This is a genomic window from Shewanella colwelliana ATCC 39565 (genome assembly GCF_000518705.1).
Taxonomy (GTDB): Bacteria; Pseudomonadota; Gammaproteobacteria; order Enterobacterales; family Shewanellaceae; genus Shewanella; species Shewanella colwelliana.
On record NZ_KI912480.1, the window covers coordinates 95,547 to 121,361 of the forward strand.

Sequence of the window (25,815 nt, forward strand, 5' to 3'; positions counted from 1 at the left end):
CTAAATACCCTCTACTGACCAACCGCTGATACGATGCGTATTTGCTTTTCATCTGGCACCTCTTGATAAGAGATCACCCGTAAATTTGGAATCGTATGTTTAACAAATCGAGACAAGGTCGACCGCAACATACCTGATGTTAATAAGATGGCTGGCTGACCGACCATCTCTTGGCGCTGCGATGCATCGAGTAACGATTGCTGCATACGTTCAGCTAGACTTGGCTCTATATTAGGACCTTCTCCGCCTGTCGCCTGCATTGACTGATGCAACATCTGTTCCAACTCTGGCGCCAAAGTAATGACGGGAATTTCGAGTTCTGGACCACTAATTTCCTGCACGATCATACGTTTTAGTGCAATACGCACAGCAGCAGTAAGCACTTCGGTATCATTACTCTTAGGCCCGTACTCAAGCAAGGTTTGAACAATCGTCTTAAGATCACGAATCGACACCCCTTCATTCAGCAGGTTCTGCATCACTTTTACCACAGTTCCGAGCGGCATAACATCGGGAATAAAGCCCCCCACAAGCTTAGGTGAATGCTTAGCCAGCATATCCATAAGCTGCTGCACCTCTTCGTAACCGAGCAATTTAGAGGCGTTATTGGTTAACAATTGACTCAAGTGGGTAGCCACCACCGTTGCGGCGTCGACAACCGTATAGCCCAGTGTCTGCGCATGTTCACGCAGCTCTGGCGCAATCCATACCGCTTCTAGGCCAAATGCAGGGTCGGTGGTTTCCACACCATCCAGCTTACCGTATACCTGGCCCGGGTTAATCGCCAGCTCGCAATCGTGACGTATTTCCGCCTCGCCGGATGCCACCCCCATCAAAGAAATACGATAAGTATTCGGTGACAAATCCAAATTATCGCGAATGTGCACTGCAGGAACTAAGAAACCTAGCTCCTGCGAGAGCTTCTTACGCACACCTTTAATCCTGCCTAATAGCTCACCACCTTGGCCTTTATCCACTAACGGGATTAAGCGATAGCCAACCTCCAAGCCAATGGTATCAACATGTTGAACATCATCCCAACTAAGCTCTTTAGGTTTCGCGTCACCTGGCGTAGCAGGAGATGTTTTGGCAAGCTCAAGCGCTTGTTGGCGATCCATCTCTTTTTTACGGTGAATAAAGTACGCGCCACCAGCGGTGATAAAACCAAATGAGAGAAAAGCTAAATGCGGCATACCAGGAACGATACCCATAATAAGCAGCACACCAGATGCAATAGCCAACGACTTAGGGCTATCAAACATCTGACTCATTACCATCTGGCCCATATCACCCGATTCGTTCTGTCTGGTCACCATTAGCGCTGCGGCAATAGAGAGCAATAGACCGGGGATCTGCGCAACCAAACCATCACCAATCGTCAGTAGGGTATAGATTTCTACGGCGGAGGAGAAGTCTAAGCCGTGCTGTGCCATACCAATAACAAAACCGCCTAAAATGTTGATAACCAAAATCATGATGCCAGCTATCGCATCACCTTTAACAAACTTAGAGGCACCATCCATCGCACCGTAAAAGTCTGCCTCTTTAGTCACTTCTGCGCGTCTAATACGAGCTTGATCTTGATTTAGAACGCCGGCATTTAAATCGGCATCAATCGCCATCTGCTTGCCAGGCATTGCATCGAGAGTAAAGCGGGCACTAACTTCTGAAATACGTCCAGCACCTTTGGTGACCACGGCAAAGTTGATGATAATTAAGATAAGGAACACCACTAAACCGACCGCATAGTTACCACCTATGACAACAGAACCAAAGGCTTCAATTACCTTACCAGCGGCATCTCCCCCATTATGGCCTTCAAGCAATACAATACGTGTGGAGGCAACGTTCAACGCCAACCTTAATAGGGTTGCAACTAAGAGTACGGTAGGAAATGCAGCAAAATCGAGCGGCCTATTGGTGTAGATAGCGACCAATAACACAACCAAGGCTAGCGCAATATTAAATGAGAATAAAATGTCGAGTAAAAAGGCCGGTATCGGCAGTACAATCATGGCGAGGGCCGCCAAAACGAGTACAGGAGTCCCTACCCCTTTAAAATTTGCGGGCCTAACTTGCTTTATTTGACCTAAGGTTGCTTTAAAATCCATCAATATAGCGCCTGAACTTTGACATCTAATACAGGTATCAGCAAGAACTACGCCAACCTAGACTCAGTGACTTTTAAGTGACTAAAACATCGACATCCTTGAGCATACGATTGGCATGATAACAAGAGCTGTGACGTTCAGCTTTTAATGTTTTAGCTCATCGGGAATGGGTTGATTGATTGGAATAGGGGTGGGTCTTTTTCCGCCTTTCTCTTGATATTGACGTAACTGAAACACATAGGCGAGCACTTGAGCTACCGCCGTAAAGAGCCCTTCAGGGATCTCTTGATCCACTTTGGTTGTATGGTAAATCGCCCGGGCTAACGGCGGCGCAGACACAATAGCAACATCATGTTCGCGAGCAATTTCTCGTATTTTGAAGGCAACATCATCGACCCCTTTAGCCAATACATAAGGAGCTGATGCCTTCATCACATCATACTTTACCGCCACCGCATAGTGTTCAGGATTAACCACAATAACATCGGCATTGGGCACTTCAGCCATCATACGTCGCTGCGCCATTTCACGCTGCATCTGCCTAACACGTCCTTTTACTTCTGGCTGTCCTTCGGTGTCTTTGTACTCATCTTTTATCTCCTGCTTGGTCATCCGCAGCTGTTTATTATGGTTCCAAATCTGAAACGGCACATCGATCACCACAATAATCACGGTAGATGAGCAGAGCACGATAAACATCCATACCAAAAGATCCAACGCGTTATAGACGTTACTCGGTAAATGCCCTTGAGAGAGAGTCAAAATATCAAAAAAATAGTAGCTCAGCAGGAAATACGCCATCAACGCAACAACAGAGAACTTGGCGATCCCCTTAGTCAACTCTACCAGTGCTTGCACACCAAACATGCGCTTAAATCCACTAATAGGATTCATCTTACTGCCTTTTGGCATAAAGGCTTTAACTGAGAAGGTGATGCCCCCAATGACAATATTGCCTAAAAACGCCACAAAAGCTAAAAACAGTATCAAGCCCGCTAAAGGGATTGCCAACTCACTAAACACCACCTGCCACACATTGAACATGGTGTTCGTATCGTATATTTCGGCTCTATCCATATCGAATAGATTTCCCATTAAAGTCTGCAGTGCACGGCCTAAGCTGGGCCCAACCATGGCAAAGCCAACAGCCGCAGACATTAATACCGCTGATGTTCCTAACTCCTTTGACCGAGCAACTTGGCCTTTCTCTCTCGCCTGTTCCTTTCGCCTGGGTGTGGCCTCTTCGGTTTTCTCTTGACTTGAATCATTCTCAGCCACTAGAAGCTCCCATCGGTGTTACATTGCAAGTAGAGCACATCACACAACAACAACTGTGCCGACGTCCACACTTCATCAAAGTGGGCCATAATAGGCGTAAGGGTTAACCATAAAATGATCAGACCACTCACCATGGTGACCGGAAAACCGATAGCGAAAATATTTAGCTGAGGTGAAGCGCGGGTCATCACACCAAAAGAGAGGTTGATCAGCAGTAGCGCGACAATCGCCGAGATAGACATAGTGAGTGCGGCACCAAACATATAAGCGCCCCACTCAGCTAACTTACGATAGCTTTGAATAGAGATCCCTTGCATCGAAACAGGTATAGTATCAAAACTGGCAACCAGCATGCGGATCAGCACTAGATGACCATCGACGGCAAGAAATATCATGGTTGTTAATAGCAAAAAGAAGTTACCAATCACAGGCGTTTGTTGGCCGGAGCTGGGATCGACCATCGATGCGAACCCCAAACTGGTCTGCATACCAATAATCTGTCCTGTTAATACAAAGGTTTGCATGATAAGTAAGGTGACAAACCCCATGGCAACGCCGATAAGAATTTGTTGTAATGAAACAAATACGGCGCCAAGCGAAAACAGTTCCACGTCAGTATTAACGGGCAAAACAGGGGCGATAGCAAAAGTGATTGCCACTGAAAGCAGTAAGCGCACGCGCACAGGTGTGGTATTTGCACCAAACACGGCCATCACCATCAACATGGCGGAAACGCGATAAAGCGGCCACATATAAGCAGATAAGGTCTGCATTATCGTCGATAACAACACCTCCATATCTACTTCCTCATTTTAAATTTGGTCAGATAACAGGCTATTTTATCTAAGTTAAATAGCCTCATCATCATTAACCTATAACTTGTGGGATCATATTTACCATTTCCAGGAAAAACTCCATCATGATTTGCACCAAAAGATGGCCTAGAAACATTAAGGCAAATAGAGTGGTTAATAAGCGAGGCAGAAAACTTAGCGTCTGTTCGTTAATAGAGGTAGCCGCCTGAAAAACCGCTACCACCAGACCAATTACCAACCCTGGGACAATAATCATCGACACAATGGTGACGATCACAGAGAGCGCTTCTCGAAAAATATCAATGAGAGCTTCTGGTGACATAGCGCCCCCTAAATCCCGAAACTATTGGCCAAGGTCCCCATCACGAGGCTCCAGCCGTCAACGAGGACAAACAGCATAATTTTAAAAGGTAATGACACAATCATAGGTGACAGCATCATCATACCCATGGCCATCAAAATACTCGCCACCACTAAATCCAACACCAAAAAGGGAACGAACAACATAAAACCAATTTGAAATGCGGTCTTGAGCTCGCTGGTAATAAACGCAGGGATCAGCACACTCATCGGCGCAGCTTCTGGTGATTGAATATTCTGGTAACCGGAAATTTCGATAAAAGTCTGCAGATCCGTGATTCGAGTTTGTGCCAACATAAACTCTTTAAGTGGGCCTTTGCCAGTATCAAATGCCTGCTCAATGGTGAGTGATTCATCAATATAGGGTTTTACAGCGTCGGCATAAATTCTATCGAACACTGGCGCCATAATAAAAAAGGTCATAAACAAACTCATACCAATCAACACTTGGTTTGATGGCGTCTGTTGTAAACCAATGGCTTGACGCAAAATTGACAGTACCACGATGATCCGCGTAAAGGAGGTCAACATGATGACCATGGCAGGCAAAAAACTCAGTGCTGTCATCAGCAATAGGATCTGCATGGTGACTGAGTACTGGGTCGAACCATCTGGACCGGTCGTTACGGTCACTGCGGGCAAAATACCGTCCTGCGCCCAAGCAACTTCAGGCAAAAGCATTGAAACTAGGGTGACTAGCAGAATAATCCATTTCATGATTGTGATGACTTCGCTTGACGCAATCGACTCGCAAAGGAGTCTTGCGCGATTGTGATTGGAGTGTCGAGTTTATCAATCAGCGTAACTTGAGCCGATGTCACGCCCAGTAAGTATTGCTGTCCATCCACCTCAACTAGTACCATTTTTTCCCGCTGTCCTAACGGCGTGACCGCCAGCGTTTTCAACACACCTTGGTTACTTGGAACAAGCTTGAGACGCCTAACAAGGTAAGCTAACAAGAATATCACCGCCAGAACAATAATCAGGCCGCCTAACATATTCGCCATCGTCGTTAACGCAGGTTCACGCTCGGTGACCTGAGTCGTTGTACTGGCTACAGCCGTTACCATTAGCGATGATATTGTCACTGAACTACCTCATTTAAGCTTTTTAATACGCTCAGTTTGGCTGATAACGTCAGTAAGGCGAATACCAAACTTATCATTAACAACAACCACTTCGCCATGGGCAATCAAGGTGCCATTGACCATCACATCCAAAGGTTCGCCGGCCACTCTGTCAAGTTCAACCACCGAGCCTTGGTTAAGCTGCAATAAATTACGAATATTAATAAAACTACGTCCCACTTCCATAGAGATGGTTACCGGGATATCCATAATTGTATCAAGCTTAGCCGCTTCCTCTTCAGTTAACGGCTTCGAGCTATCTGCAAGCTCATCTAACTCGGCAACTTGCGCTTCTTCTATTGCTTGCTCAGCCATTGCTGCAGCCCAATCATCACCAGTATCTTCTGTGCTCATCACTTATACCTTTACACTCAATTAATCGAAATCTAAATATTGGTTATTTCGCGAGCCTTACCTTTCTTGGTTACTAGCTGCAATTCAGATTTTACGGTCTCGGGTCTTGGGATCTTCTCTCTGATATTCAGCGCCAAGTTCTCTCTCGACCGGCCCAGCTTACAACGGTATGTAGGCAGATCTTCGACACGCATAACAATATGCTCAGGCATCTCGACCGGAATAATATCGCCAGCTTTAAAATTCATCACCTGTTTTAAAGAGATCTCTTTCTCCACTATGGTTGCATCAATACCTACTTGCACATCCATAATTTCATCTTTTAATGCTTGCGACCAACGCATATCGGTGTCTTGCGTATCACTTTGTACACCAGCATCCAGCAGTTCACGAATTGGCTCAATCATCGAATAAGGCATAGTGATATGGAAATCACCACCACCGCCATCGACCTCGATATGAAACGAACTCACCACCACGACTTCTGTTGGGCTAACGATGTTTGCCATAGCAGGGTTGACTTCTGAATCCAGATAATCAAACTCAACATCCATCACCGGCGCCCATGCATCTTTGTAATCTTCAAAAATGATCTTCAGCAATAATTGCACGATCCGGCGCTCTGTCGGGGTAAACTCACGACCCTCAATTTTGGCGTGAAAACGTCCATCTCCACCAAAAAAGTTATCAACTAGAATAAACACCAAACGAGCTTCCATGGTGATCAATGCAGTCCCTTTTAACGGGCTAAACCTCACCATGTTTAAACTGGTCGGGACAAACAACGTGTGAACATACTCACCAAACTTTAGCATCTGCACGCCGTTAATTGACACTTCAGCAGCACGACGCATCATATTAAACATACTGATACGCAAATGGCGTGCAAATCGCTCGTTCACAATTTCAAGCGTCGGCATACGCCCACGGACGATACGATCTTGAGATGAGAAATCATAGGAGCGAGCATCTAAGCCAGCATCACCTATATCATCCTCTTCAACGTCATCGACACCATGCAGTAACGCATCAATTTCGTCTTGGCTTAATAGATCACTCACAATATCGCCCTATTCATTATTTAACCTCAAAAATCTACCATGCTTATTGCATGACAAACCCTGTAAACAACACTTTTTCAACGACTTTTCTACCTGTTACCGGCTGCAGTGTATTCTGAACATTTAGCAGTGCCAGTTGACGAAGCTCATCTTTACCGGCAAGAGAGCTTAGTTTTTGAACGTCGGCACTACTGAATGTAGTCAATAGCGCATCCTCAATCAGCGGAATATGTTTCTTTATCAGAACGTCATCATCAGGACCGCGAACCATCAACTGTACCTTAATCTCCACCAATCTGGAGCGATTTTGCCCTGGAAGATTAAACAGAAACGGCCTTGGCATGCCTACATAAAAGGCTTCACCAGAATTAACCTCTTCTGTTTGTTCTGTCGGTGTTTCACCATCTTCAGTGGTAGCAGTGGACTCACTCGATCCCATAACAAACCACAACACGCCAGCGACGATCAATAAAACCACGACACCAACTGCGCCAAATATAATCAGCTTCTTTTTACTTTTAGGCTCGGCGTTCTCTTCTAGTTCTAGTGTTTCTTCTTCAGCCATCTTTAATCCCTATCGCGCGACTATACCTTTTTGATATTTGGCGCTTCCCATAGAATTGAACAATCATCTAACCCTATAGGTTACCTGCTTATGCATAATAATCTATACCTGAGCGGTAACTTGTTGAGCTATTTGAGACAAGGAGACTCTCTTCTGCTGATAATTCATCCATTTCAGACTGCAAGCGATCACCTTGGCTGTCGCTAGAATCAGTATCGCCTTGCCCTTGCCCTCCACCACCATGAGAAACATTACTGTCAGTTAACTGCATTCCTTGTTCTGCTAACATCTCTCGCAAACGAGGTAGCGCTTGTTCAACAATATCTTTCGTTTGATTCTGCATCACATGAAACTGAACTTGTGTTTGGTCGCCTTGTACTTGAATTCGCACCATCATCTGTCCAAGCTCAGGGGGATCGAGTCGAATTTCCGCATGCTGAACACCTTGGCTTACCATCGCGACTAATTGTTGACGCATGACGGGAGAAAACTTAGCAATCATCTCTTGCATCTGTTGCGCAGGTTCACCGGTCGGTTTGATTGACACCTGATATTGAGGCAAAGCCTCGCCCCTTGCCATAGATGTTGGTGTTGGTATTGGCGATAACGTTGCTGAGGCTAACTTTGATTCACTACTGGAGGTATCGGCGAACTCTTGTCCAGCTGGCTGGGAAACAAGGATCTTTTGCATTGTGACTTCAAGTTTAGCCTGCTTAAGATCCATCGTTGGCACATTCCCTTGGTTCACCTCAGTTTTTGCTACCTTAATATACTGGCTTTCAGTGTCTTTTTGTTTAGCTTCACCTAAAATATTACCACGTTCAGAAAGCGACTCTGACGATGGTAATACTGATGATTTCCCCTCCGTCATGGTCGGTTTATTCTCGCTATTCACCATTGCATTCACATCAACTTTGATATTTGGGTTCACCGTTACAGGGGCGGCTTCTGCACCATGCTTACCCGAATTGGCAATAGTTGTCTCTGCACCGTTAAGGTCTGCAGTTGCTAATAGACCGAGAATTCCCTTAGCTTCCGTGACAGCTTGTTGCAGCTTTAAAGGGTCATCGCTTTCTATCGCAATAAGTATCTCATTGAGTGCTTGTGGCGGTAGCGCAGACAATTGCTGCTCAGATAAGCCACTTTGGGTGACTAAGCTGTCAATTTGCGATGATGTCAGTTGGTTAAGTTGCAACTCAATCTCTTGCTCCCCAAGCGCCACATTGTCATCACTATCTGATACGGCTGGAGCAAGCACCGCATTGTCATCACTATCTGATACGGCTGGAGCAAGCACCGCATTGTCATCGCTATCACTAATCAAGCTGGAATTAAGCTCTGTATTCACTTTATCACTAATGACTTCTACCACTGAAGTCGCTTCCGCGGTGTTATCAACATCTTGCAAATTAGCGATATTAGACATCTCCCCCATTGGAAGCGGCAAATTTGCGCCGTCAACGGCAAGCGTCTCTTCCTCAGCTAATTGTGTCGCCAGGTTAATTTGCGCCAATACATGAGACACCTCATCGCTATTTTTAGCCTCTTTGGGCTCAACTTCAGTGTCAGAGGAGGTATGGGTAGCAGGCATTGGCTCAGCATTATCTGAGGATGCTGCCTCTTGTTTCGTATTCACCGATGCTTGTTCCAAGGCGATAGAAAACTCACTATTTTCAGTGCCTTTAGCCGCCGAGCTAGCAGACACTCGTGATACTTTATCACCAGTAACGTCCACATTGGCTAATAGTACATTGGTCATTTGTGGCATATTTCCTCCAACCCCGATTGAGACGACGAGCCTCAACTTCAATTCTGGCAGCAAGCGTCAATTAACTGCTATGAGTCCTAACTAATATTACAAGTTAAAGCAAAAAAAATGCCAAGTGTATGGTAGTTATGTTTTTTATGGGGAGTGCTGAGTGAGTTGCAGGCACAGACTAACGACGTGACTGCCTAAAAAACTGCTGAGACGCAAATTCATCAGTCATTTTCTGCTCTTGCTTTCGCGCTAGCAACGCTCTTTGATCCGCTTTGTGCTCTAGCAGTAGCTCAACGGCTTTACGTTTCTGCTGCTTAGCTTGCCAATTTTGCTGACTATGACTTTTTTGCACTTCAGCTTGTGACACAGCAATGACCTGTTGAGAGATTGCGTCATCAATCTGCCGAATAAATTGATGAAACTGATGATAGTTGCTGGCCGAGATCACGCTACCTTGTTGTTGCTCCATCTGCTTCATATAGTCAAGGCGATAGTTTTGCAACGCCTGCTGTTGATCCAAGCACTTTTTAAGCGTGATTTGAACCGACTTCAGTTGCAATGCCGCTTTTTCTTCTGCCTCTAAAGCCAGTTTTAATACCGTATCTAAGGGATCATGTTTAGCCATTACATCCACTTCTTATCTAAAATAGTGTGTGTCATCAGACTTGGCATTGCGCACTTAACTGCCCAAGCATCAAAGCGCTACTATCGAATGAGATCGCTTCTTTCATCGTTTGACGTAAAAATGCGTTCATTGCAGGCTGCAATCTAATGGCATTGTCGATACGTGGATCACTGCCTTGGGTATATGCTCCGATAGAGATTAGATCGCGATTTTGCTGGAAAACAGAGTACATCTGCTTCACTCTGCGTGTTGCTTCAAGGTGGGCCTCACTAATAACCATAGGTGCTACACGACTGATTGATGCCTCGACGTCAATAGCAGGATAGTGCCCAGAATCAGCGAGTGTCCTTGATAGCACGATATGACCATCTAAAATCGCGCGTGCTGCATCCGCAATAGGATCTTGCAAGTCATCCCCTTCGGTTAACACCGTATAAAAAGCGGTAATCGACCCTTGACCAACACCGCCATTTCCGGCGCGTTCAACGAGTTTGGGTAATTTCGCAAAAACTGAAGGCGGATAGCCTTTGGTTGCAGGTGGTTCGCCCACCGCGAGGGCTATTTCACGCTGCGCCTGAGCATAACGAGTTAGGCTGTCCATCAATAGTAAAACATTGTAACCCAGGTCCCGAAAGTATTCGGCAATACGAGTTGAGGTTTCACAGGCTCGTAAGCGCATAAGCGGCGATGTGTCAGCCGGCGCGGCAACCACAACCGAGCGCGCTCGGCCTTCATCGCCGAGGATCTCTTCGATAAATTCTTTCACCTCGCGACCACGTTCGCCCACCAACCCAACCACAATCACATCTGCGGTTGTGCCACGAGTCATCATACCTAATAGCACACTTTTACCCACGCCCGATCCGGCAAAAAGGCCCATACGCTGACCTTTACCAACCGTTAGCATGGCGTTAATAGAGCGCACACCTACGTCTAGCGGTTCTGTGATGGCCCTTCTAGCCAGCGGGTTAATCATAGGTGCATGACGGGATGCTTTCTGGTCGGTATGCAAATCACCTAATCCATCAAGCGGCACGCCATTACCGTCTAAGACTCGACCGAGTAATGCCAGACCAACATTAAGGCCTGTTTGCTCTCCAAGCGGCGTGACTCTTGCGCCAGGCATTACACCTCTAAGTTCTTCAATCGGCATCAAATAGAGTAATTCATCGTCAAAGCCGACGACTTCAGCAATGAGGTCGCCCGCCATGGTTTCTATACTGCATAGACTTCCAACAGGTGCTCGACAACCGGTGGCTTCGAGGGTTAACCCTACCACTCGTACCAGCTGACCGCTGGCATCTGGCAAGAAAGCGTTAACTTGCTGCTCATGTAGATTAAGTTTATTGAGCAGTTGGTGTTGACGGGTCGTCATGGGATTGTTCACTCAAGTCAGTTTGGGGGTTATCGGCGACGGGACTGGCTGTTGTAGGGTTGACCGATGCAGACTCATCGCCTCCTGCCATCTCGTCTATCGGCGCTGTAGTGGACTTATCCGCAGTCAACTGTTGCTCTATCGCCTGTTGCTGTTGCACTTTTTGCTGCTCCAGCCGATTATCGCTCTGCACTAATCCCTCAAACACGGCTGCAATGCGGTGTTCTAACCCCATGTCTACACGGCTGCGAACATTGCTGACGACACACTCACCTTGACGTAATGACGGATCACTTTCGAGTTGCCAACGATTTTTCCCAAGTTGTTCTTTGCCGTAGAGTTGATGAACTAATGCCAAATCCTCTGGATGTAAGCGCACATTGATACCCTGCTCTTTAAGCGGTAACGCATCAATGCCTTGACGCAGTGCAGTGAGAATATGTTCAGGATGAGTGTTCAGTTCATGACCTATGACGCACCTTGCCAATGACATACTTAATTTCACCAACGATTGCTCAATCTCAGTATCCAGCAGCGACAGCGGCGCACTGAACTGCGCTAGCAATGTATCAAATTGAGCGATTTTTTCGGCGGCTTGTGCTAATCCCTCTTGCAAGCCTTGTTCATGGCCTTGGCTAAAGCCCTCTTGATGCCCTTGCTCAAGACCAGCTAAACGCCCCTTCTCTAATCCCTCTTGATAACCTTGCTGTTGTCCTTGGGAAAAACCTTCGGTTTCCGCCTCGGCTCTAATCTCTTCTATTTCAGCCAACGTCGGCGGTAAAATACGTTGCTCAACTTCCACTGGTTCGCGTTGAGCCGCCTTACGACCAAACATGTTTTCTGCCGACGTATCGACCACAGGCGTAACATCGGGCAACTGCCAATGGCTAAAGCCTGTTTGACTCTCCTCATGCGCCGCAGTTTTATCAGCTTGATCGTCTGGATTTGTCATTATAAGAACTCTTCTCCGCCACCGCCGCCAAGGATGATTTCACCCGCATCACTAAGGCGTCTAGCAATAGACAAGATCTCTTTTTGAGCCACTTCAACTTCGCTGATGCGAATTGGACCCATTGCCTCTAAATCATCTTTAAGTAGTTCTGCCGCACGTTTAGACATGTTACGTAGAATCTTATCTTTAAGCAGATCGTCAGCCCCTTTCAACGCCTTCATCAGTACGTCTTGTTGTACTTCGCGTAGTAAGGTTTGTATGCCCATATCGTCCACATCAGAGAGGTTTTCAAATACAAACATCAGATCTTGGATCTGCTGTGCCATCTCTTCATCAGATTCGCGCATAGTTTCCATTAGCTGACTTTCTACCCCGGTATCGAGGTAGTTCATAATGTTAGCTGCCGCCTTCAGACCACCCATCTTAGCGGCTTGCGCACCGCCTTGACCGGCAAACTGTTTTTCCATGATGTCATTAAGCTCTTGCAGTGCAGCTGGCTGAACCTCTTCTAGATTTGCAATACGCATCATTAAATCGAGACGGGTATTTTCTGGCGCCTGTGCAAAAATTTCTGCAGCTTGATCTGGCTCCAAGTAGGACAAAACAATGGTTTGGATCTGAGGGTGCTCGTTTTGAATGATGGTCGCAACTTGTCTTGCATCCATCCATTTCAACGATTCTAGACCCTTAGCCCCACCGCCCATAATGATCTGTTCAATCAGATTACCCGCCTTATCTTCACCTAAGGCGGCAGTTAATGCCTTTCTGACAAACTCTTCACTATTAAAACCAATAGATGAGTACTTTTGGACCTCTTCAAGAAACAGCTTATGCACACCAATCACTTTGTTTTGACCAAAGTCCTTCATGGCGGCCATCGACATACCCACCTTTTGCACTTGCTTGGGTTCTAGATGCTTTAAAATTGACGCAGCATCCGCTTCACTCAAGCTCAACAATAAAATCGCGGTTTTCTCGATACCCGTTAGGTCATCGACATTAAATTCACCCGATGCGCCGGTAGCGACTACACTCTTTTCATCACTCATTGTCTTGTAACCAACCTTTAACGACTTGCGTGGAAAGTTCAGGCTCATTAGCCACTAACGCACGAATAGCTTTGATCATATCATCGTCTTTATGCAGATCGGGGATCAAAATTGAACCATCATCGGCATAACTATACTCTGCATCGGGTCGATTAAGCATCCCAAGTGTATCGGCAGCATACTGATCTTCAATCTCGGCTAGCTCATCACCCAGTGATGGCTCATCTGGCATATTATGCGCATCAGGGTAAATCAAGCGTTTAAGCATTGGTCTCACCACAAAAATAATCAGCGCTAAGATGATAATACCACCCATGACTAACTTAATCGCTCGCCAGAACCATGGCTGTTCCCAAAGTTCTGGGGCTGGCGCTTCCTCGATAAGTTGGTCCATAAATGGCACAGTGACCACTTCAATCATGTCACCACGTTGGGTGTTAAATCCAACTGCCCCCTCTAATAAACGGCGGATATTTGCCATCTCTTGTTCGGTTCTCGCCACACGTGATACTTGACCGTCTTCACCTGCGGCGCCCGTTTTAAAATCAACGGCCACTGAGACACTCACGCGTCTGACCACACCAATTTGTTGGCGCGTATGACTAATTGTAGTATCCAGTTCATAGTTACGAGTCGCCTCTTTATGACTGGAACCTGGATTCGTATTGGCTTCTTGGTTTTCAGTAGCATTTTGCGGGATGTTGGCTTCCATTGGCGGTTGATTGCTCAGTGCTCCAGGAATACCACCAGTCGATGAACCCGTAGAACTATTTTCAACTGTCATTTCACTGCGCACCGCTGGAAGATCGGGGTTATAGCGCTTAGCAGTTTGCTCAACAGCGGTGAAGTCCATATTGACATCAACCTGAGCTGTAAAGTTCTCCGGTCCAAGAATTGGCATTAAAATTGAGTCAATCTTGCTGCGATACTCAGCTTCTTTTTGCTGAACGAGTTCTAATTCACGTCTTGCTCTAGCCGACACTCCATCCTGACTGCCAGAATTTAATAAACGACCATTTGAGTCTGTGACCGTCACACGTGTGGGTTCTAAACCATGAACTGCCGATGCAACGATATCGACAATGGAGTCGACCTCTTCTTGTCCCAGCCCACCACGGCGAGTATTGATAACCACAGTTGCACTAGGCTTAGAACGATTTCTAGCAAACACATTTTCTTTAGGAATGGCGAGAATCACTTTAGCGCGACTAACACTATTAAGCTCTTCTATGGTACGAGCCAAGTTTTGCTCTTGGCTATGTTTGAGTCTCGCCGACTCCATACGTTGACTCACACCAAAGCCACTATCTTGTGTAAGGAAGTCATTTTTAGCGGCACTGTTATCAATACCAGCGCGACTCAACATCATTTTCACTTGTTGGTATTGATCTTCGGGTACTTTGAGCACATCAACTTCAATTTGATACTTCACTTTGTTTTTATCAAGTACGTCGAGCACTTGCACCATCTCTTGCGTATCCATCTTGCCTAATGGGCGATACTCTGGTTCTTGTGCCCACAACATGACGAACACCGCTAAGGCTAAACAGATAGCTAAGGCCAATATCATAGTCACTTGGCGTAGCATATCGACACCGCCAAAGGCACTGCCTCTTGGCTTATGCTCCTCTTGAACCCCACCGGCTAACATATCACCTGCAGTGGAATTTGTTCCAACTACCATATCTGTGCTCACAATAGATACCTGCTTTTCTTGATCATGGTGTCATTAAAAATCATTGAAAATGGCATGCCTTAAACAGGCATACTCATAATCTCTTTATAAGCTTCAACCAGCTTGTTACGCACCTGCACTGTCGCTTCAAATGCTACACTGGCTTTTTCACGCGCAATGACCGTATCAGACAGGGTCACTCGCGTATCACCCATATCGAGTCTGGTTTGCATAGACGAAGAGTTTGCTTGCAGTGAATTGACACTGCCAACGGCTTGGGAAAGCAACTGGCCGAAATCACTACCACTGGTATTGGCGACCTGCTGCGTTATGCCAGATGTGAGTCCATTAGGCTTTATTTCGCCGCTAAGCGTTTGCATCTCTTGTAATAATGAGTTGGCACCAATCTGCATACTAACCTCTCTGTCGCCGAATATTTGACGAAATTCACTCGTTAAATAGGGTAATGCAAAATGTTTGCCAAATTGACTGTATCAATGAGAGGAATACTTTGGGGATGTCTAGATAGGTAAAAAAGAGCGGCGAACGGTATTAACCATTCGCCCTAATTTTGAGGTGAGCACCATATCTGGTGTTCATCGCCCCTAAGCAGGGATCTGTATGCCAATGTCACGCATACGAGCCATTTTGTACCTAAGTGTTCGCGCACTGATCCCCAATTTCTCAGCGACCAACTTTCGACTGCCATTACATTGGGACAAGGTTTCAAGAATAATCACATGCTCTTGGGCTTTAAGTTCATCACCCAACCCATCCATCTCTGGAGGTTGAGCCTCGGTCAATAGATCCTTATCTAAAATCACATCCTGCGCATCGATAATAATATCGCTGGCAGTAATCGACTCGCCCGTTTGCAAAATGAGTGCGCGTTGAATCACATTATCCAATTCACGTACATTACCTGGCCAGCGATGAGTCAACAGACGTCGGCAGGCTGACTCATCAATTAATGGTGATGATGCCATCCCTGACGTCTCAGCGTGACGCTGAACAAGGTGACGTGCTAGCGGCAGAATATCTGCAGGTCGTTGATAAAGTGCTGGCCAAGTGAGCGGGAATACGTTAATTCGGTAATAGAGATCTTCTCTAAACTCTCCTTGCGACACGATCGCCTTCAAGTCTCGATTGGATGTCGCAAGCACCCGCACATCTAACTTAATGGTTTTTCGACCACCTAACCTTTCAACTTCTCGCTCTTGAAGTACCCGCAACAGCTTGGCTTGCAAACCTAAATCCATTTCAGATATTTCATCGAGTAATAATGTCCCGCCTTGCGCCTGTTCAAATTTTCCAGGGCAAGCTTGGTAAGCCCCAGTAAATGCACCTTTTTCGTAACCAAAAAGCGTCGCTTCAAGCATGTTTTCAGGAATAGCAGCACAGTTAATTGCAACAAATGGGCCATCAATTCGACTGCTGTTTTGATGAATATAACGCGCTAACACCTCTTTACCTGAACCACTTGGCCCTAGGATCATTACTGATGCATCTGATGCTGCAACCTTTTGTGCAAGACCCAATAAAGCCAAACTCTTATCATCGGCGACAATAGGTTGGTTCTGAACCAACTTGGGTTTTAGATAACGTGAAACCTGATTTAATAATACTTCAGGTGCAAACGGCTTGGCTAAATAATCAACCGCGCCCAGTTTAATGGCGCTTACTGCATTATCTATTGTTGCAAATGCCGTCATCAATAATATCGGCAGTTGGCTATGATGTTGCTGTAGATAATTGACAAGCCCGAGCCCACCAATTCCCTCCATCTGCACATCACTGATCACCATATCAAATTGATACTCTTTAAGTGCGATAATCGCGGCTTCAGCAGAGTTAACGTCAACACACTCATATTGGGCTAATAGCAAGGTATCAACCAACGCCTCACGCAGCGCTGCATCATCTTCAACCAACAGTAGCTTTGCTTCAGACATGGGACACCTCCATCACGTTTTCGTCGTCCAGCGCAGGCAATGTAAATGATGCGCGGCAACCTCTATCTTTAATACAATTTAGCTGTAACTTGCCATGATGATTAGCGACAACCGTTTGCACCACGGCAAGTCCAAGGCCCGTTCCTTGTGCTTTGGTGGTAAAAAACGGTTCAAGTACCTGCTCCTGCATCGCCTTGTCTAACCCTTTACCGTTATCAATCACTTCAAAACATATTTGGTGACTATCATCTTTAGCACATATCCATACCTGAGTAGCCCCTGCTTCCATACTGTTAATCACCAGATTATTAATGGCTGAACTCAAGGCTGCGCTGTTAGCTTTAAAAGGTAATGTTGAACTATTTTGTATTGTTAACTGACATTTTTTTTGCAAAGCAATGGGGTCGCAATTGGCCTGCACTGTATTGATGACATCAGTCATAGTAACGACATCACACAAAGCTTGCTGTCGTCCTTTAGCCATCAAAAGCATCTCATCGACTTGGCTTGACAGCTCATTTAGCCGATCGACGAGTTTACCTTGAAAGCGCTGGCGTGCATCACCAGAGAGCCTGGGGCTGCCAAGATTAGAAGCGTATAACAGCGCAGCGGTTAATGGTGTTCGAACTTGATGAGCTAGACTTGCCACCATTTTCCCCAGTGCAGATAGACGTTGTAGGTGTGACAAATTCTTTTGCAATAACCGTGTTTCTGTCAGATCGGTTAACACAATCAGCTGTCCAGGTTCTGGAGTAAGTGGTGTTATCGCCAACTTAACTCGGCGACCATTCTTTAAAGAGACTTCGTGCCCATCATCATCCTGGGGAGAAAATGCACGATTGATGATCTGTAGCCAGCGCATACCGGCCAATGGCTGGCCAAGCAGTTGCACGGCTACTGGGTTGGCTTCTGTCACAATACCATCCCCATTGATGATCACTACGCCAGATGGCATTGCCTGTAAAATGTGTTCCATTCTGCTCGTCATCGCGTCATTAGCGACCGAGTTGGTTGCCAAAGGCTGAGCTGACAAAAAATCAGGAAAATGTAGTTTGGGGTTAGCGGACATATACACTCCGTCAATAAATTGCTGCTAACGGAGTCAATGCAGGTTTAATGCCAAAAATTATCTATTTTAAAACAGTAAGATGAGTTAATTTGGTGGGTACAGGCTCTGTCCATAGAGCCACATAGAAAGTCTATTATATCGCGGTTAATCTTTACTCATGCCATATTTGCGCATTTTCTCTACCAAGGTAGTTCGGCGAATCCCCAACATTTCAGCGGCTCTAGCAACCACGTTATCTTGTTGATCTAGCGCTTGCCTGATCATATCAATCTCAAGTTCTGCAAGCAGATCCTTCAGATTAACCCCTTCAGGTGGCAATTCGCTCGGGAATCGGCTTTCAGGAATATCCACTTGAACTTCATCACTAAAAATAGAAGCCAATGCGTCTCGCTCAAGCTCCTCTTCACTCACTTGTACCTGATATTCAGGCACATCAATATGGCGATATTTTATTGGTAAATCATTAACGTCAACCAACCCACCCGGATAAAGAATGGTGAGCCGTTCAACTAAATTAGAGAGTTCACGCACATTGCCAGACCATGAGTGTTCTTTAAGAGACTCTATCGCTCTCTGGGTAAAACGAACCTTGCCACGTCCTTCGTTATAAACGCGACTGACCAGTTCTTGAAGCAACAGTGGAATATCATCTTTTCGCTCGCATAGCGCAGGCATTTCAACCGGGAACACATTCAACCGATAAAACAGATCTTCACGAAACTCACCATCGGCGATCATGGTTTCTAGTTCTCGGTGCGTCGCTGCAATTACACGAACGTCGGTTTTTATCGCTTTACTACCGCCAACGCGCTCAAAGACACGCTCTTGCAATACTCGTAGTAATTTAACTTGCATCTGCAGAGGCATATCACCGATCTCATCGAGAAACAGCGTACCGCCTTCGGCGAGTTCAAAACGTCCTTTACGCGCACTAATCGCTCCCGTAAACGACCCTTTTTCATGACCAAAGAGTTCACTTTCTAACAGCTCAGCCGGAATTGCGCCACAGTTGACCGGAATAAAAGGTCCATCACGGCGCTCTGAAATATAGTGAATATTTCTTGCCACAACCTCTTTACCCGTTCCTGATTGTCCCAATACCAAAACTGTTGCATCTGACGTCGCAACTTGGTTGATAAGGTGACGGACTTGAGCAATACCATCACTACGGCCAACAAGGCTTCTAAACAGTTTGGTCTGGTTACCGCTGGTAGGTACATCAGGTCGTTTTGCCTGAACATATACTTGGCAAAAGTGCAATAACTCGGTCAATTGCGGATAATTGAGTGGTTCCTCAATATGACCTAAAATATTAGACGCATTGCCCTCGCCCAGTTCACCAAGCAGTAAAATGGGCTGCCATGGCAGCTTTGCAGCAATAGATAGTAGGAGTTCTTTCGATTGCGATTCTTGAGCAATGACTAGCGCTCTAAATCGGGTATTAGAAATTCGTGCTTCAAGCTTGTCAACGGCAAGCAGTTCAACTTGTTCACCGAGAAACTCGAATACACACGATAAGCGATTAATTCGCTCTGATTGATTACCGACAAGTAGAATTCGTTGATCTGTTTGCATCATTTAAGAAGGCCGTAAAGCGCTCAGTGTTATTCGCATTAATTATTAGTGTTAGTTGCTTCGAAAGCGAGATAATTGTTTTAATACATTTCCATAAAATAACTATCAAGAGGAATAGTGTATTATCAGCGACATATTAGCAAGTATCAGATTCATTTTCTGACTAACTCATCTGATTTTAGAACAAATTCTCAACGTATCAAGCGGCAAACGTCAAACAGTTGACGCTTGCCAATATTTTGAACGGTTAAGTCATTACAGTATATACTGGTTAAACCGCTTCTGTATGAGAGGCTATATGGTGTTGCTCTTGAGGAATTGCGTCCCAGCCCTCTTTAATCGTGCGAATAATCTCACACACATCATCAATTGCCTGAACATCATTATTTAGATTAGCTTCCGTTATCCTAAGCAACATGAAATCATATAAGTTACTTAAATTATTAGCTATATCTCCCCCAGCATCCATATTTAAACTATTGTTTAAACCTGTAATAATACCTATCGCTTTACTGATATAAATGCCTTTATTTTGAATATCATTATGCTCAATGGCATAACGGCTTTGAGCAAGGCGTTGCAGCGCACCCTCAAACATCATTTGGATAATGCGATGTGGCGAGGCCACAGAGATTTCACTTTCTACTGACACTTTGCGATATGATTGAAGTGACTTTCTCATAAATACCTACCTGTTCGAATCTATAGACTTATACACATTAAGTTGGCGCTGGCTTTTACGTCCTAAATGCAGGAGCTCTTGACGGTGCTTTAACAACGAAATAGCTTCTTTTGTGAACTGATTCGTTAGCACTAATTGCGCCTCTAAAAATGATTTATCTTCATCTTTTGGCTCCTTAAGCACATCATCGAGTAAAAGTTGACGCTGCGCCACCAAATCAAGCAAGTTTGATACCAACTCATCGGACTCAATATCTTCCGCAGGCACTTCCTGCAAATGTTGAATAACTTTAGTAATTTCATGATTCAGTCTGTCTAACGACGACATTTGGCCTCACCTTTAATCAATAAATGTTTCTAATTCTGTTGCTGAACCACACCAGGTAGTGAATTTAATCCACTTACAATCCCAGCGGATTGCTGGTTCAATTGGCCAACTATTAAGTCCATTGCATTAAATTGCTTAAATAGTCTGGCTTCGAGTTGTTCCATTTTCAACTTAAAGGCATCACGCTGATCATCAAGGCGTTGCTTATCTGCCGTATAAGCATTTTTTCGGTCATCAATTAATCCACCAGTTTTGGCATAACCTTTAATTATGTCATCAAACCGATTAGCCAAGCCAGTGCCAGCAGTCGAGAATACCATCTCTATACTAGCCATATTATCTGCAATAGCACTATCAAGCTTGGTATCATTTATTGACATTTTGCCATAACGATCAGTTTCAATCCCAAGTTCATACAAAGCTGATGAATTGCCATCAACTGACACACGCTCACTGACTATACCTCTTAACTGAGATTCCAGCGAACGGATCATTGAATCGCCTTGTAATGCCGCGGCCGTTTTCTTCTCTGAATCATAGGAAGAAACTTTATCAATTGCCTCCATAAGGGCGTTATAAGATTCGACAAACCCCTTAACATTTTCTTTTACCGCTGCATCATCCTGCTCAATTTTCAACGTTGTGGTTTTACTCAAATCGGCATCAGTGAGATTCAGAGACACACCCAAAATGGCATTTTTTACTTCATTACTCTGGGAGGTGACTTGCTGACCATCTATATGAAGTATCGCATTATCAGCATTTTGCAAGGTCGACAAATTTGCGCCGTTGAACATGTCATTTAACCCGGTACCTGATGTGTCCGTGGCAGTGACAGTGATTTGATTGTCTAAACCTGACTTATCGGAGGTAAAAACCAGACGACTACCGGCATCACTGGTAATAACTGTGGCGGTCACACCCACATTATCGGAAGCATTATTTATTTTACCGGCAATATCTTCCAGCGATTCAGTACCATCTAGGGCGACGGTAAAATCGCTACCATTGACGCTAAACTGTAAACTGCCATCCCCAACGGGTAAAGCTGGGTCGGCAACATTAATACCTGCAACCTTATGTTGTTTAGCCAGCTGCTCAACCTGAATATTATAACTGCCAGCCTGTGCACTCTTGCTCGCTTCAGCTGTCAGATAAGAGCTGTCACCTGTCGATACAGTACGTTGATTTAGTTCATCGCCACTTTGTAACTTTTCAAGAGCATCCTGAAATTTGGCCAACTCACTCTTGAGTGTTCCCATAGCAGATACTTTGGCATCAATTGATTGTTCTGTTCTATTGAAAATCGCCTCTTTTGGTATCTTTTCAGCATCAACTAATACCTTTACGATATTACTAATATCTAGACCAGAACCAATACCTGTTGCTGTTAATGCCATAAAAGCCTCTCTTCAATACAACCAATGGAAAGCACTACGCTTCCGTTTTCATTAATAATCCAGTGACTTCAGATAGCTTCTGGGCTAACTCTAGTGCTTCTTCATTCGGAATTTGACGGATAATATCACCCGAATCAACATCCATTACACTAACAATATTTGTGCCAGAATCTTCATCTATCTTAAACGCGAGTCCTTTACGCATAACTGACATCATATCTGAAAGCTCAGCGACTAACTTTTGCATCTCTTCAGGACTCTGCTGGGGCTTATCATCCTTTTCATCTTCAGCTTTTTGACTTTCATCAACCGCTTGAATGATAGCGTTAGGATTAAGCTCCGAACCCTGCTCAGTACGAAATTTTATCGCAGATGCGCCTACTTCAATTTTAGCAGTTGTGGCATTAGATGCGTTAACTGTGTTGATATCCATCACATTCACCTCTACTCTGATTTCTATTTATCCTTAAAACCACGAAAGGGAGATTCGTCACCGAACCTCCCTCATTAGTATCCATACTTAGACTAACTCATTGCTACTTATAGTAATGAGAGTGCTACCTGAGGAAGCTGGTTAGCCTGAGCTAACATCGCTGAACCTGTTTGCTGTAGTACTTGGTTCTTAGTCATCGCAGAGGTTTCTTTTGCAAAATCAACATCCACAATACGGCTCTTCGCGTCGGCAACGTTAGCTTGAGTGTTAGCACTGTTACTAATGTTATGAGATAGACGGTTTTGAGTTGCACCCAAAGTCGAGCGCTGTCCATCAATTGTAGCAATCGCAGCATCGATCGCTGTAATAGCTAGTGCAGAGTTTGCATCAGTATCTACAGCCAGAGCATTCACAGCCAGAACGGTCGCATCTGTATCCGTGATAGAAATTGAGATATTTTCACCGCCCTGATGACCAACCTGGAATGCCTTAGCTGTAAAGGTACCATCAAGCAGATTGGTATCACCAAATGCAGTAGTATCAGCAATCGCTGTGATCTCTGTCGCCAACTGGGTAATTTCTGCCTGCAGAGCAGTCCGGTCACTGGTAGAGTTTGCACCGTTCACAGATTGTACCGCCAAATCACGCATACGCTGCAGCATGTTAGTTTGCTCTTGCATCGCACCCTCTGCGATTTGAGCAACTGAAATACCATCGTTAGCGTTGCGCATCCCCACATCTAAACCGCGAACCTGAGAATTCAAACGGTTAGAAATAGCAAGACCAGCGGCGTCATCTTTCGCGCTGTTAATGCGAAGACCACTCGATAGGCGCTCCATAGAGGTTGCTAAGGCACCACTTGATGAGTTCAAGTTCTTTTGGGCTTTCATAGATGTGACGTTAGTATTTACTGTAATAGCCATGATTTATTTCCTCTTTATACCTGACTTAAAAACTTGCCTGTCTACTTCAAGCCAGGCGGAGCTAATTGGTTACAGTATATTTAACGGCAGAGGATTTCTTATCTTTAGCAACTTTTATTAAAAAAGCAGCAAAAAAAATAAAACTCTTTAAAATCAATAGTAAAAATTTCTGTTTTTTTACGAAATCGCTTAAAGTGGCTTCTGAATGGAATAATGTGAAGCCACTTTATCGCGGTATTCATGCTTATCCGAGTAAAGAAAGCGCTACCTGAGGCAACTGGTTTGCCTGTGCAAGCATAGAACTACCTGTCTGCTGCAGTACCTGATTCTTGGTCATGGTCGCCGTCTCTTTGGCAAAGTCAACATCTACAATTCGACTCTTGGCGTCGGCCACGTTTGCCTGGGTGTTAGCACTGTTACTGATGTTATGCGCCATACGGTTCTGCACCGCACCCAAAGTTGAACGCTGACCATCAATTGTGGCAATCGCAGCATCGATCGCTGTAATAGCTAGTGCAGAGTTCGCATCGGTATCAACAGCCAGAGCATTCACACCCAAAACGGTTGCATCGGTATCAGTAATACTAATAGAGATGTTCTCCCCCCCTGATGACCAACCTGAAATGCTTTCGCCGTAAACGATCCATCAAGCAGGTTAGTATTACCAAATGCTGTGGTATCGGCAATGGCGGTGATTTCTGTTGTTAACTGAGTAATCTCAGCCTGCAGAGCCGTCCGGTCACTGGCAGAGTTTGCACCGTTCACGGACTGAACCGCTAGGTCTCGCATACGCTGTAGCATATTGGTCTGCTCCTGCATAGCACCTTCCGCAACCTGCGCCACAGAAATACCATCGTTTGCATTTCGCATCCCCACATCTAGACCTCTAACTTGAGAGTTTAGTCGGTTCGAGATCGCTAAACCCGCCGCATCATCTTTCGCACTATTAATACGAAGACCACTTGATAGACGCTCCATTGAGGTTGCTAGGTTGCCGCTAGAAGTATTTAGATTCTTCTGAGCTTTCATCGATGTCACGTTAGTATTAACGGTAATAGCCATTGTGTTTTCCTCTTCTTGGTTGCACTGCCAAGACGTTGAGCTTGGCTAAAAATTCGTATTGGTTGACCCTTCATGGATCGCATTATTTAGATATAATCAAATAGTGTTGTTGAGCCAACTTGACTAAAAACACTAGAGACCGCGTTTAAAGCGAGTTGCTGCTTCTCTAACTCTGTTATCGCCGAGGCATAATCTAAATCCTCTAACAGTGATAACGCCGAACTGTTCACTAATTTTTCTTCTGTATGGGTAGCACTGTAACTCTCTACACTTTTTAAACTGTTACCAGCTTGACCGCGCGCGATACTTATCTGATTGACGCCACTATCTAAGTTATTCAATATCTGTGCCAATTCCGACATCCCCTGTGGGGTATCCACTTTGCTGGAATCTTCAACTAAGGATATTGCCTGGTTGATTGTGTCGAAAATGCTCACTTCACTTTGCGGCGTAATACTAAAACTGTCTCCCGCAGCAGGTTGGCCCTGAAGTTTGACCTCTATACCATTAAAGCTAACAGGATTAGTCGCATCAAAAGCAGGCACTGTCGTCACTAGCGCAGCGCTGGAATCTCTTACTTCCAGGTTGGTGCCAACCATGGTAAAGGTATAAGTATCTTCCACATACGTCAGCGGATCGGCGATCGAAGCACTTTGAATATTGAAGTCGCCAACTTGAGTCGACAAATAATTGGCACTAAAATCACCAAGTCCTGATGGTGCATTCATAAAGGCTTTATCGCCTGGGATATTGGTTGCAACCGTGACTCCTGAGCCTACGATTGCATCACGAGCACCGCTATCGCCGCTATAAACCACGTTACCCGAGGCATCAAATGCAAAGGGTTGCTTACCCGTCTCATAGCCAGCAAACATGAAATTACCCGATTCATCCTTGGTATTGGCTACAGCAAGCAGTTCTTCAAGCGTACCGCGTAGCTCATCGGCAATCATTTGCCGCTCAGAATCAGATAGGCCGCCATTAATTGCACGTAGGACTTGCTCCCTTACCGATCCAGTTAGCGTTTCTGCACTTCCGAGCTTACTTTCTGTTAATGACAAACGATTATTGGCGTAATCGATATTCTTCATAAATTGATCGACCAAAGCATTTTGCTGATTGAGATTATCAATGCCGATAGCAGCCACGGGATCATCGCCTGCGGTATTGACACGTTTACCGCTAGAAAGTTGCTCTAAAATTTTACTGGTCGATGTTTGTCTGTCTAAAACACTATTAATGCTCTGATTAAACATCTGCGCCGTTGAGATTCTCATATCGTCTTA

General features: G+C 45.1%; 25 protein-coding genes and 1 pseudogene. All 26 read right to left on the minus strand.

Annotated elements, in window-relative coordinates; genetic code table 11:
- Nucleotides 1–11 precede the first annotated feature (11 nt).
- The gene (gene flhA / locus L876_RS0118750; RefSeq protein ID WP_028765201.1) at nucleotides 12–2,111 is read right to left on the minus strand and encodes a flagellar biosynthesis protein FlhA; all 2,100 of its coding nucleotides are present in this window, start codon (nucleotides 2,109–2,111) and stop codon (nucleotides 12–14) included.
- A gap of 144 nt (nucleotides 2,112–2,255) precedes the next feature.
- The gene (gene flhB / locus L876_RS0118755) at nucleotides 2,256–3,389 is read right to left on the minus strand and encodes a flagellar biosynthesis protein FlhB (RefSeq protein ID WP_028765202.1); all 1,134 of its coding nucleotides are present in this window, start codon (nucleotides 3,387–3,389) and stop codon (nucleotides 2,256–2,258) included.
- A complete protein-coding gene (gene fliR, locus L876_RS0118760; RefSeq protein ID WP_028765203.1) occupies nucleotides 3,389–4,186 on the minus strand; it encodes a flagellar biosynthetic protein FliR in 798 nt (265 codons plus the stop codon). The genes flhB and fliR overlap by 1 nt, the downstream gene beginning before the upstream one ends.
- A 70-nt stretch (nucleotides 4,187–4,256) precedes the next feature.
- Nucleotides 4,257–4,526 carry a flagellar biosynthetic protein FliQ gene (locus L876_RS0118765; protein ID WP_028765204.1) on the minus strand — a complete coding sequence of 90 codons (270 nt, stop codon included), beginning with the start codon at nucleotides 4,524–4,526 and terminating at the stop codon, nucleotides 4,257–4,259.
- Nucleotides 4,527–4,534: 8 nt separating this feature from the next.
- Complete coding sequence (gene fliP / locus L876_RS0118770) at nucleotides 4,535–5,281, minus strand: flagellar type III secretion system pore protein FliP (RefSeq protein WP_028765205.1); 747 nt, start codon at nucleotides 5,279–5,281, stop codon at nucleotides 4,535–4,537.
- The gene (gene fliO, locus L876_RS0118775; protein ID WP_037429292.1) at nucleotides 5,278–5,634 is read right to left on the minus strand and encodes a flagellar biosynthetic protein FliO; all 357 of its coding nucleotides are present in this window, start codon (nucleotides 5,632–5,634) and stop codon (nucleotides 5,278–5,280) included. Before fliO ends, fliP begins: the two co-directional genes overlap by 4 nt.
- 27 nt (nucleotides 5,635–5,661) lie before the next feature.
- Nucleotides 5,662–6,045, minus strand: coding sequence for a flagellar motor switch protein FliN (gene fliN, locus L876_RS0118780; RefSeq protein ID WP_028765207.1), 384 nt, complete (start codon nucleotides 6,043–6,045; stop codon nucleotides 5,662–5,664).
- Nucleotides 6,046–6,077: 32 nt separating this feature from the next.
- The gene (fliM, locus tag L876_RS0118785) at nucleotides 6,078–7,106 is read right to left on the minus strand and encodes a flagellar motor switch protein FliM (protein ID WP_028765208.1); all 1,029 of its coding nucleotides are present in this window, start codon (nucleotides 7,104–7,106) and stop codon (nucleotides 6,078–6,080) included.
- 43 nt (nucleotides 7,107–7,149) lie between these two features.
- Entirely contained in the window at nucleotides 7,150–7,671 is a 522-nt protein-coding gene (gene fliL / locus L876_RS0118790; protein WP_028765209.1) for a flagellar basal body-associated protein FliL, read from the minus strand.
- An 88-nt stretch (nucleotides 7,672–7,759) separates the two neighbouring features.
- A complete protein-coding gene (locus tag L876_RS22355; RefSeq protein ID WP_051413195.1) occupies nucleotides 7,760–9,439 on the minus strand; it encodes a flagellar hook-length control protein FliK in 1,680 nt (559 codons plus the stop codon).
- 169 nt (nucleotides 9,440–9,608) lie between these two features.
- Entirely contained in the window at nucleotides 9,609–10,055 is a 447-nt protein-coding gene (fliJ, locus tag L876_RS0118800) for a flagellar export protein FliJ (RefSeq protein ID WP_028765210.1), read from the minus strand.
- 34 nt (nucleotides 10,056–10,089) lie between these two features.
- Nucleotides 10,090–11,430, minus strand: coding sequence for a flagellar protein export ATPase FliI (fliI, locus tag L876_RS0118805; protein WP_028765211.1), 1,341 nt, complete (start codon nucleotides 11,428–11,430; stop codon nucleotides 10,090–10,092).
- Nucleotides 11,399–12,382 carry a flagellar assembly protein FliH gene (fliH, locus tag L876_RS22105; RefSeq protein ID WP_037429295.1) on the minus strand — a complete coding sequence of 328 codons (984 nt, stop codon included), beginning with the start codon at nucleotides 12,380–12,382 and terminating at the stop codon, nucleotides 11,399–11,401. The genes fliI and fliH overlap by 32 nt, the downstream gene beginning before the upstream one ends.
- Complete coding sequence (gene fliG, locus L876_RS0118815) at nucleotides 12,382–13,431, minus strand: flagellar motor switch protein FliG (RefSeq protein ID WP_028765212.1); 1,050 nt, start codon at nucleotides 13,429–13,431, stop codon at nucleotides 12,382–12,384. The genes fliH and fliG overlap by 1 nt, the downstream gene beginning before the upstream one ends.
- On the minus strand, nucleotides 13,424–15,115 hold the full coding sequence (fliF, locus tag L876_RS0118820; protein ID WP_028765213.1) for a flagellar basal-body MS-ring/collar protein FliF: 1,692 nt from the start codon (nucleotides 15,113–15,115) through the stop codon (nucleotides 13,424–13,426). Before fliF ends, fliG begins: the two co-directional genes overlap by 8 nt.
- Nucleotides 15,116–15,186: 71 nt before the next feature.
- A complete protein-coding gene (gene fliE, locus L876_RS0118825) occupies nucleotides 15,187–15,519 on the minus strand; it encodes a flagellar hook-basal body complex protein FliE (protein WP_028765214.1) in 333 nt (110 codons plus the stop codon).
- Between the two features lie 192 nt (nucleotides 15,520–15,711).
- Complete coding sequence (locus L876_RS0118830; protein WP_028765215.1) at nucleotides 15,712–17,058, minus strand: sigma-54-dependent transcriptional regulator; 1,347 nt, start codon at nucleotides 17,056–17,058, stop codon at nucleotides 15,712–15,714.
- Complete coding sequence (locus L876_RS22110; protein WP_037429298.1) at nucleotides 17,051–18,127, minus strand: sensor histidine kinase; 1,077 nt, start codon at nucleotides 18,125–18,127, stop codon at nucleotides 17,051–17,053. Before L876_RS22110 ends, L876_RS0118830 begins: the two co-directional genes overlap by 8 nt.
- Before the next feature lie 144 nt (nucleotides 18,128–18,271).
- Nucleotides 18,272–19,705 (minus strand): sigma-54 dependent transcriptional regulator, encoded by a 1,434-nt coding sequence (locus tag L876_RS0118840; protein ID WP_028765216.1) that lies wholly within the window; start codon nucleotides 19,703–19,705, stop codon nucleotides 18,272–18,274.
- 268 nt (nucleotides 19,706–19,973) lie between these two features.
- Nucleotides 19,974–20,384, minus strand: coding sequence for a flagellar export chaperone FliS (fliS, locus tag L876_RS0118845; RefSeq protein WP_028765217.1), 411 nt, complete (start codon nucleotides 20,382–20,384; stop codon nucleotides 19,974–19,976).
- Between the two features lie 6 nt (nucleotides 20,385–20,390).
- Nucleotides 20,391–20,711, minus strand: coding sequence for a hypothetical protein (locus tag L876_RS0118850; RefSeq protein WP_028765218.1), 321 nt, complete (start codon nucleotides 20,709–20,711; stop codon nucleotides 20,391–20,393).
- A 29-nt stretch (nucleotides 20,712–20,740) separates the two neighbouring features.
- Nucleotides 20,741–22,111 (minus strand): flagellar filament capping protein FliD, encoded by a 1,371-nt coding sequence (gene fliD / locus L876_RS0118855; RefSeq protein WP_028765219.1) that lies wholly within the window; start codon nucleotides 22,109–22,111, stop codon nucleotides 20,741–20,743.
- Between the two features lie 34 nt (nucleotides 22,112–22,145).
- A complete protein-coding gene (locus L876_RS0118860; protein WP_028765220.1) occupies nucleotides 22,146–22,544 on the minus strand; it encodes a flagellar protein FlaG in 399 nt (132 codons plus the stop codon).
- A gap of 107 nt (nucleotides 22,545–22,651) precedes the next feature.
- Nucleotides 22,652–23,467, minus strand: coding sequence for a flagellin N-terminal helical domain-containing protein (locus L876_RS0118865; protein ID WP_028765221.1), 816 nt, complete (start codon nucleotides 23,465–23,467; stop codon nucleotides 22,652–22,654).
- A 244-nt stretch (nucleotides 23,468–23,711) separates the two neighbouring features.
- Nucleotides 23,712–24,529 (minus strand): annotated as a pseudogene (locus L876_RS22115) (flagellin N-terminal helical domain-containing protein).
- An 86-nt stretch (nucleotides 24,530–24,615) separates the two neighbouring features.
- Nucleotides 24,616–25,806, minus strand: a complete 1,191-nt coding sequence (gene flgL, locus L876_RS0118875) for a flagellar hook-associated protein FlgL (protein ID WP_028765222.1) — start codon at nucleotides 25,804–25,806, stop codon at nucleotides 24,616–24,618.
- Nucleotides 25,807–25,815 lie beyond the last annotated feature (9 nt).

Coding starts and splice junctions, on each gene's coding strand:
- L876_RS0118765 (WP_028765204.1), bottom strand. CDS start 4,526: ATGTCACCAGAAGCTCTCATTGATATTTTTCGAGAAGCGCTCTCTGTG.
- fliI (WP_028765211.1), bottom strand. CDS start 11,430: ATGACGACCCGTCAACACCAACTGCTCAATAAACTTAATCTACATGAG.
- fliP (WP_028765205.1), bottom strand. CDS start 5,281: ATGAAATGGATTATTCTGCTAGTCACCCTAGTTTCAATGCTTTTGCCT.
- L876_RS0118840 (WP_028765216.1), bottom strand. CDS start 19,705: ATGATGCAAACAGATCAACGAATTCTACTTGTCGGTAATCAATCAGAG.
- L876_RS0118860 (WP_028765220.1), bottom strand. CDS start 22,544: ATGGATATCAACACAGTTAACGCATCTAATGCCACAACTGCTAAAATT.
- L876_RS22355 (WP_051413195.1), bottom strand. CDS start 9,439: ATGCCACAAATGACCAATGTACTATTAGCCAATGTGGACGTTACTGGT.
- L876_RS22110 (WP_037429298.1), bottom strand. CDS start 18,127: ATGTCCGCTAACCCCAAACTACATTTTCCTGATTTTTTGTCAGCTCAG.
- fliL (WP_028765209.1), bottom strand. CDS start 7,671: ATGGCTGAAGAAGAAACACTAGAACTAGAAGAGAACGCCGAGCCTAAA.
- fliJ (WP_028765210.1), bottom strand. CDS start 10,055: ATGGCTAAACATGATCCCTTAGATACGGTATTAAAACTGGCTTTAGAG.
- L876_RS0118850 (WP_028765218.1), bottom strand. CDS start 20,711: ATGTCGTCGTTAGACAGACTGAATCATGAAATTACTAAAGTTATTCAA.
- fliN (WP_028765207.1), bottom strand. CDS start 6,045: ATGAGCACAGAAGATACTGGTGATGATTGGGCTGCAGCAATGGCTGAG.
- fliR (WP_028765203.1), bottom strand. CDS start 4,186: ATGGAGGTGTTGTTATCGACGATAATGCAGACCTTATCTGCTTATATG.
- L876_RS0118830 (WP_028765215.1), bottom strand. CDS start 17,058: ATGTCTGAAGCAAAGCTACTGTTGGTTGAAGATGATGCAGCGCTGCGT.
- fliE (WP_028765214.1), bottom strand. CDS start 15,519: ATGCAGATTGGTGCCAACTCATTATTACAAGAGATGCAAACGCTTAGC.
- flhA (WP_028765201.1), bottom strand. CDS start 2,111: ATGGATTTTAAAGCAACCTTAGGTCAAATAAAGCAAGTTAGGCCCGCA.
- fliS (WP_028765217.1), bottom strand. CDS start 20,384: ATGAGAAAGTCACTTCAATCATATCGCAAAGTGTCAGTAGAAAGTGAA.
- fliH (WP_037429295.1), bottom strand. CDS start 12,382: ATGACAAATCCAGACGATCAAGCTGATAAAACTGCGGCGCATGAGGAG.
- fliD (WP_028765219.1), bottom strand. CDS start 22,111: ATGGCATTAACAGCAACAGGTATTGGTTCTGGTCTAGATATTAGTAAT.
- fliG (WP_028765212.1), bottom strand. CDS start 13,431: ATGAGTGATGAAAAGAGTGTAGTCGCTACCGGCGCATCGGGTGAATTT.
- L876_RS0118865 (WP_028765221.1), bottom strand. CDS start 23,467: ATGGCTATTACAGTAAATACTAACGTCACATCTATGAAAGCCCAAAAG.
- fliO (WP_037429292.1), bottom strand. CDS start 5,634: ATGGTAACGGCTGTAGCCAGTACAACGACTCAGGTCACCGAGCGTGAA.
- flgL (WP_028765222.1), bottom strand. CDS start 25,806: ATGAGAATCTCAACGGCGCAGATGTTTAATCAGAGCATTAATAGTGTT.
- fliF (WP_028765213.1), bottom strand. CDS start 15,115: ATGGTAGTTGGAACAAATTCCACTGCAGGTGATATGTTAGCCGGTGGG.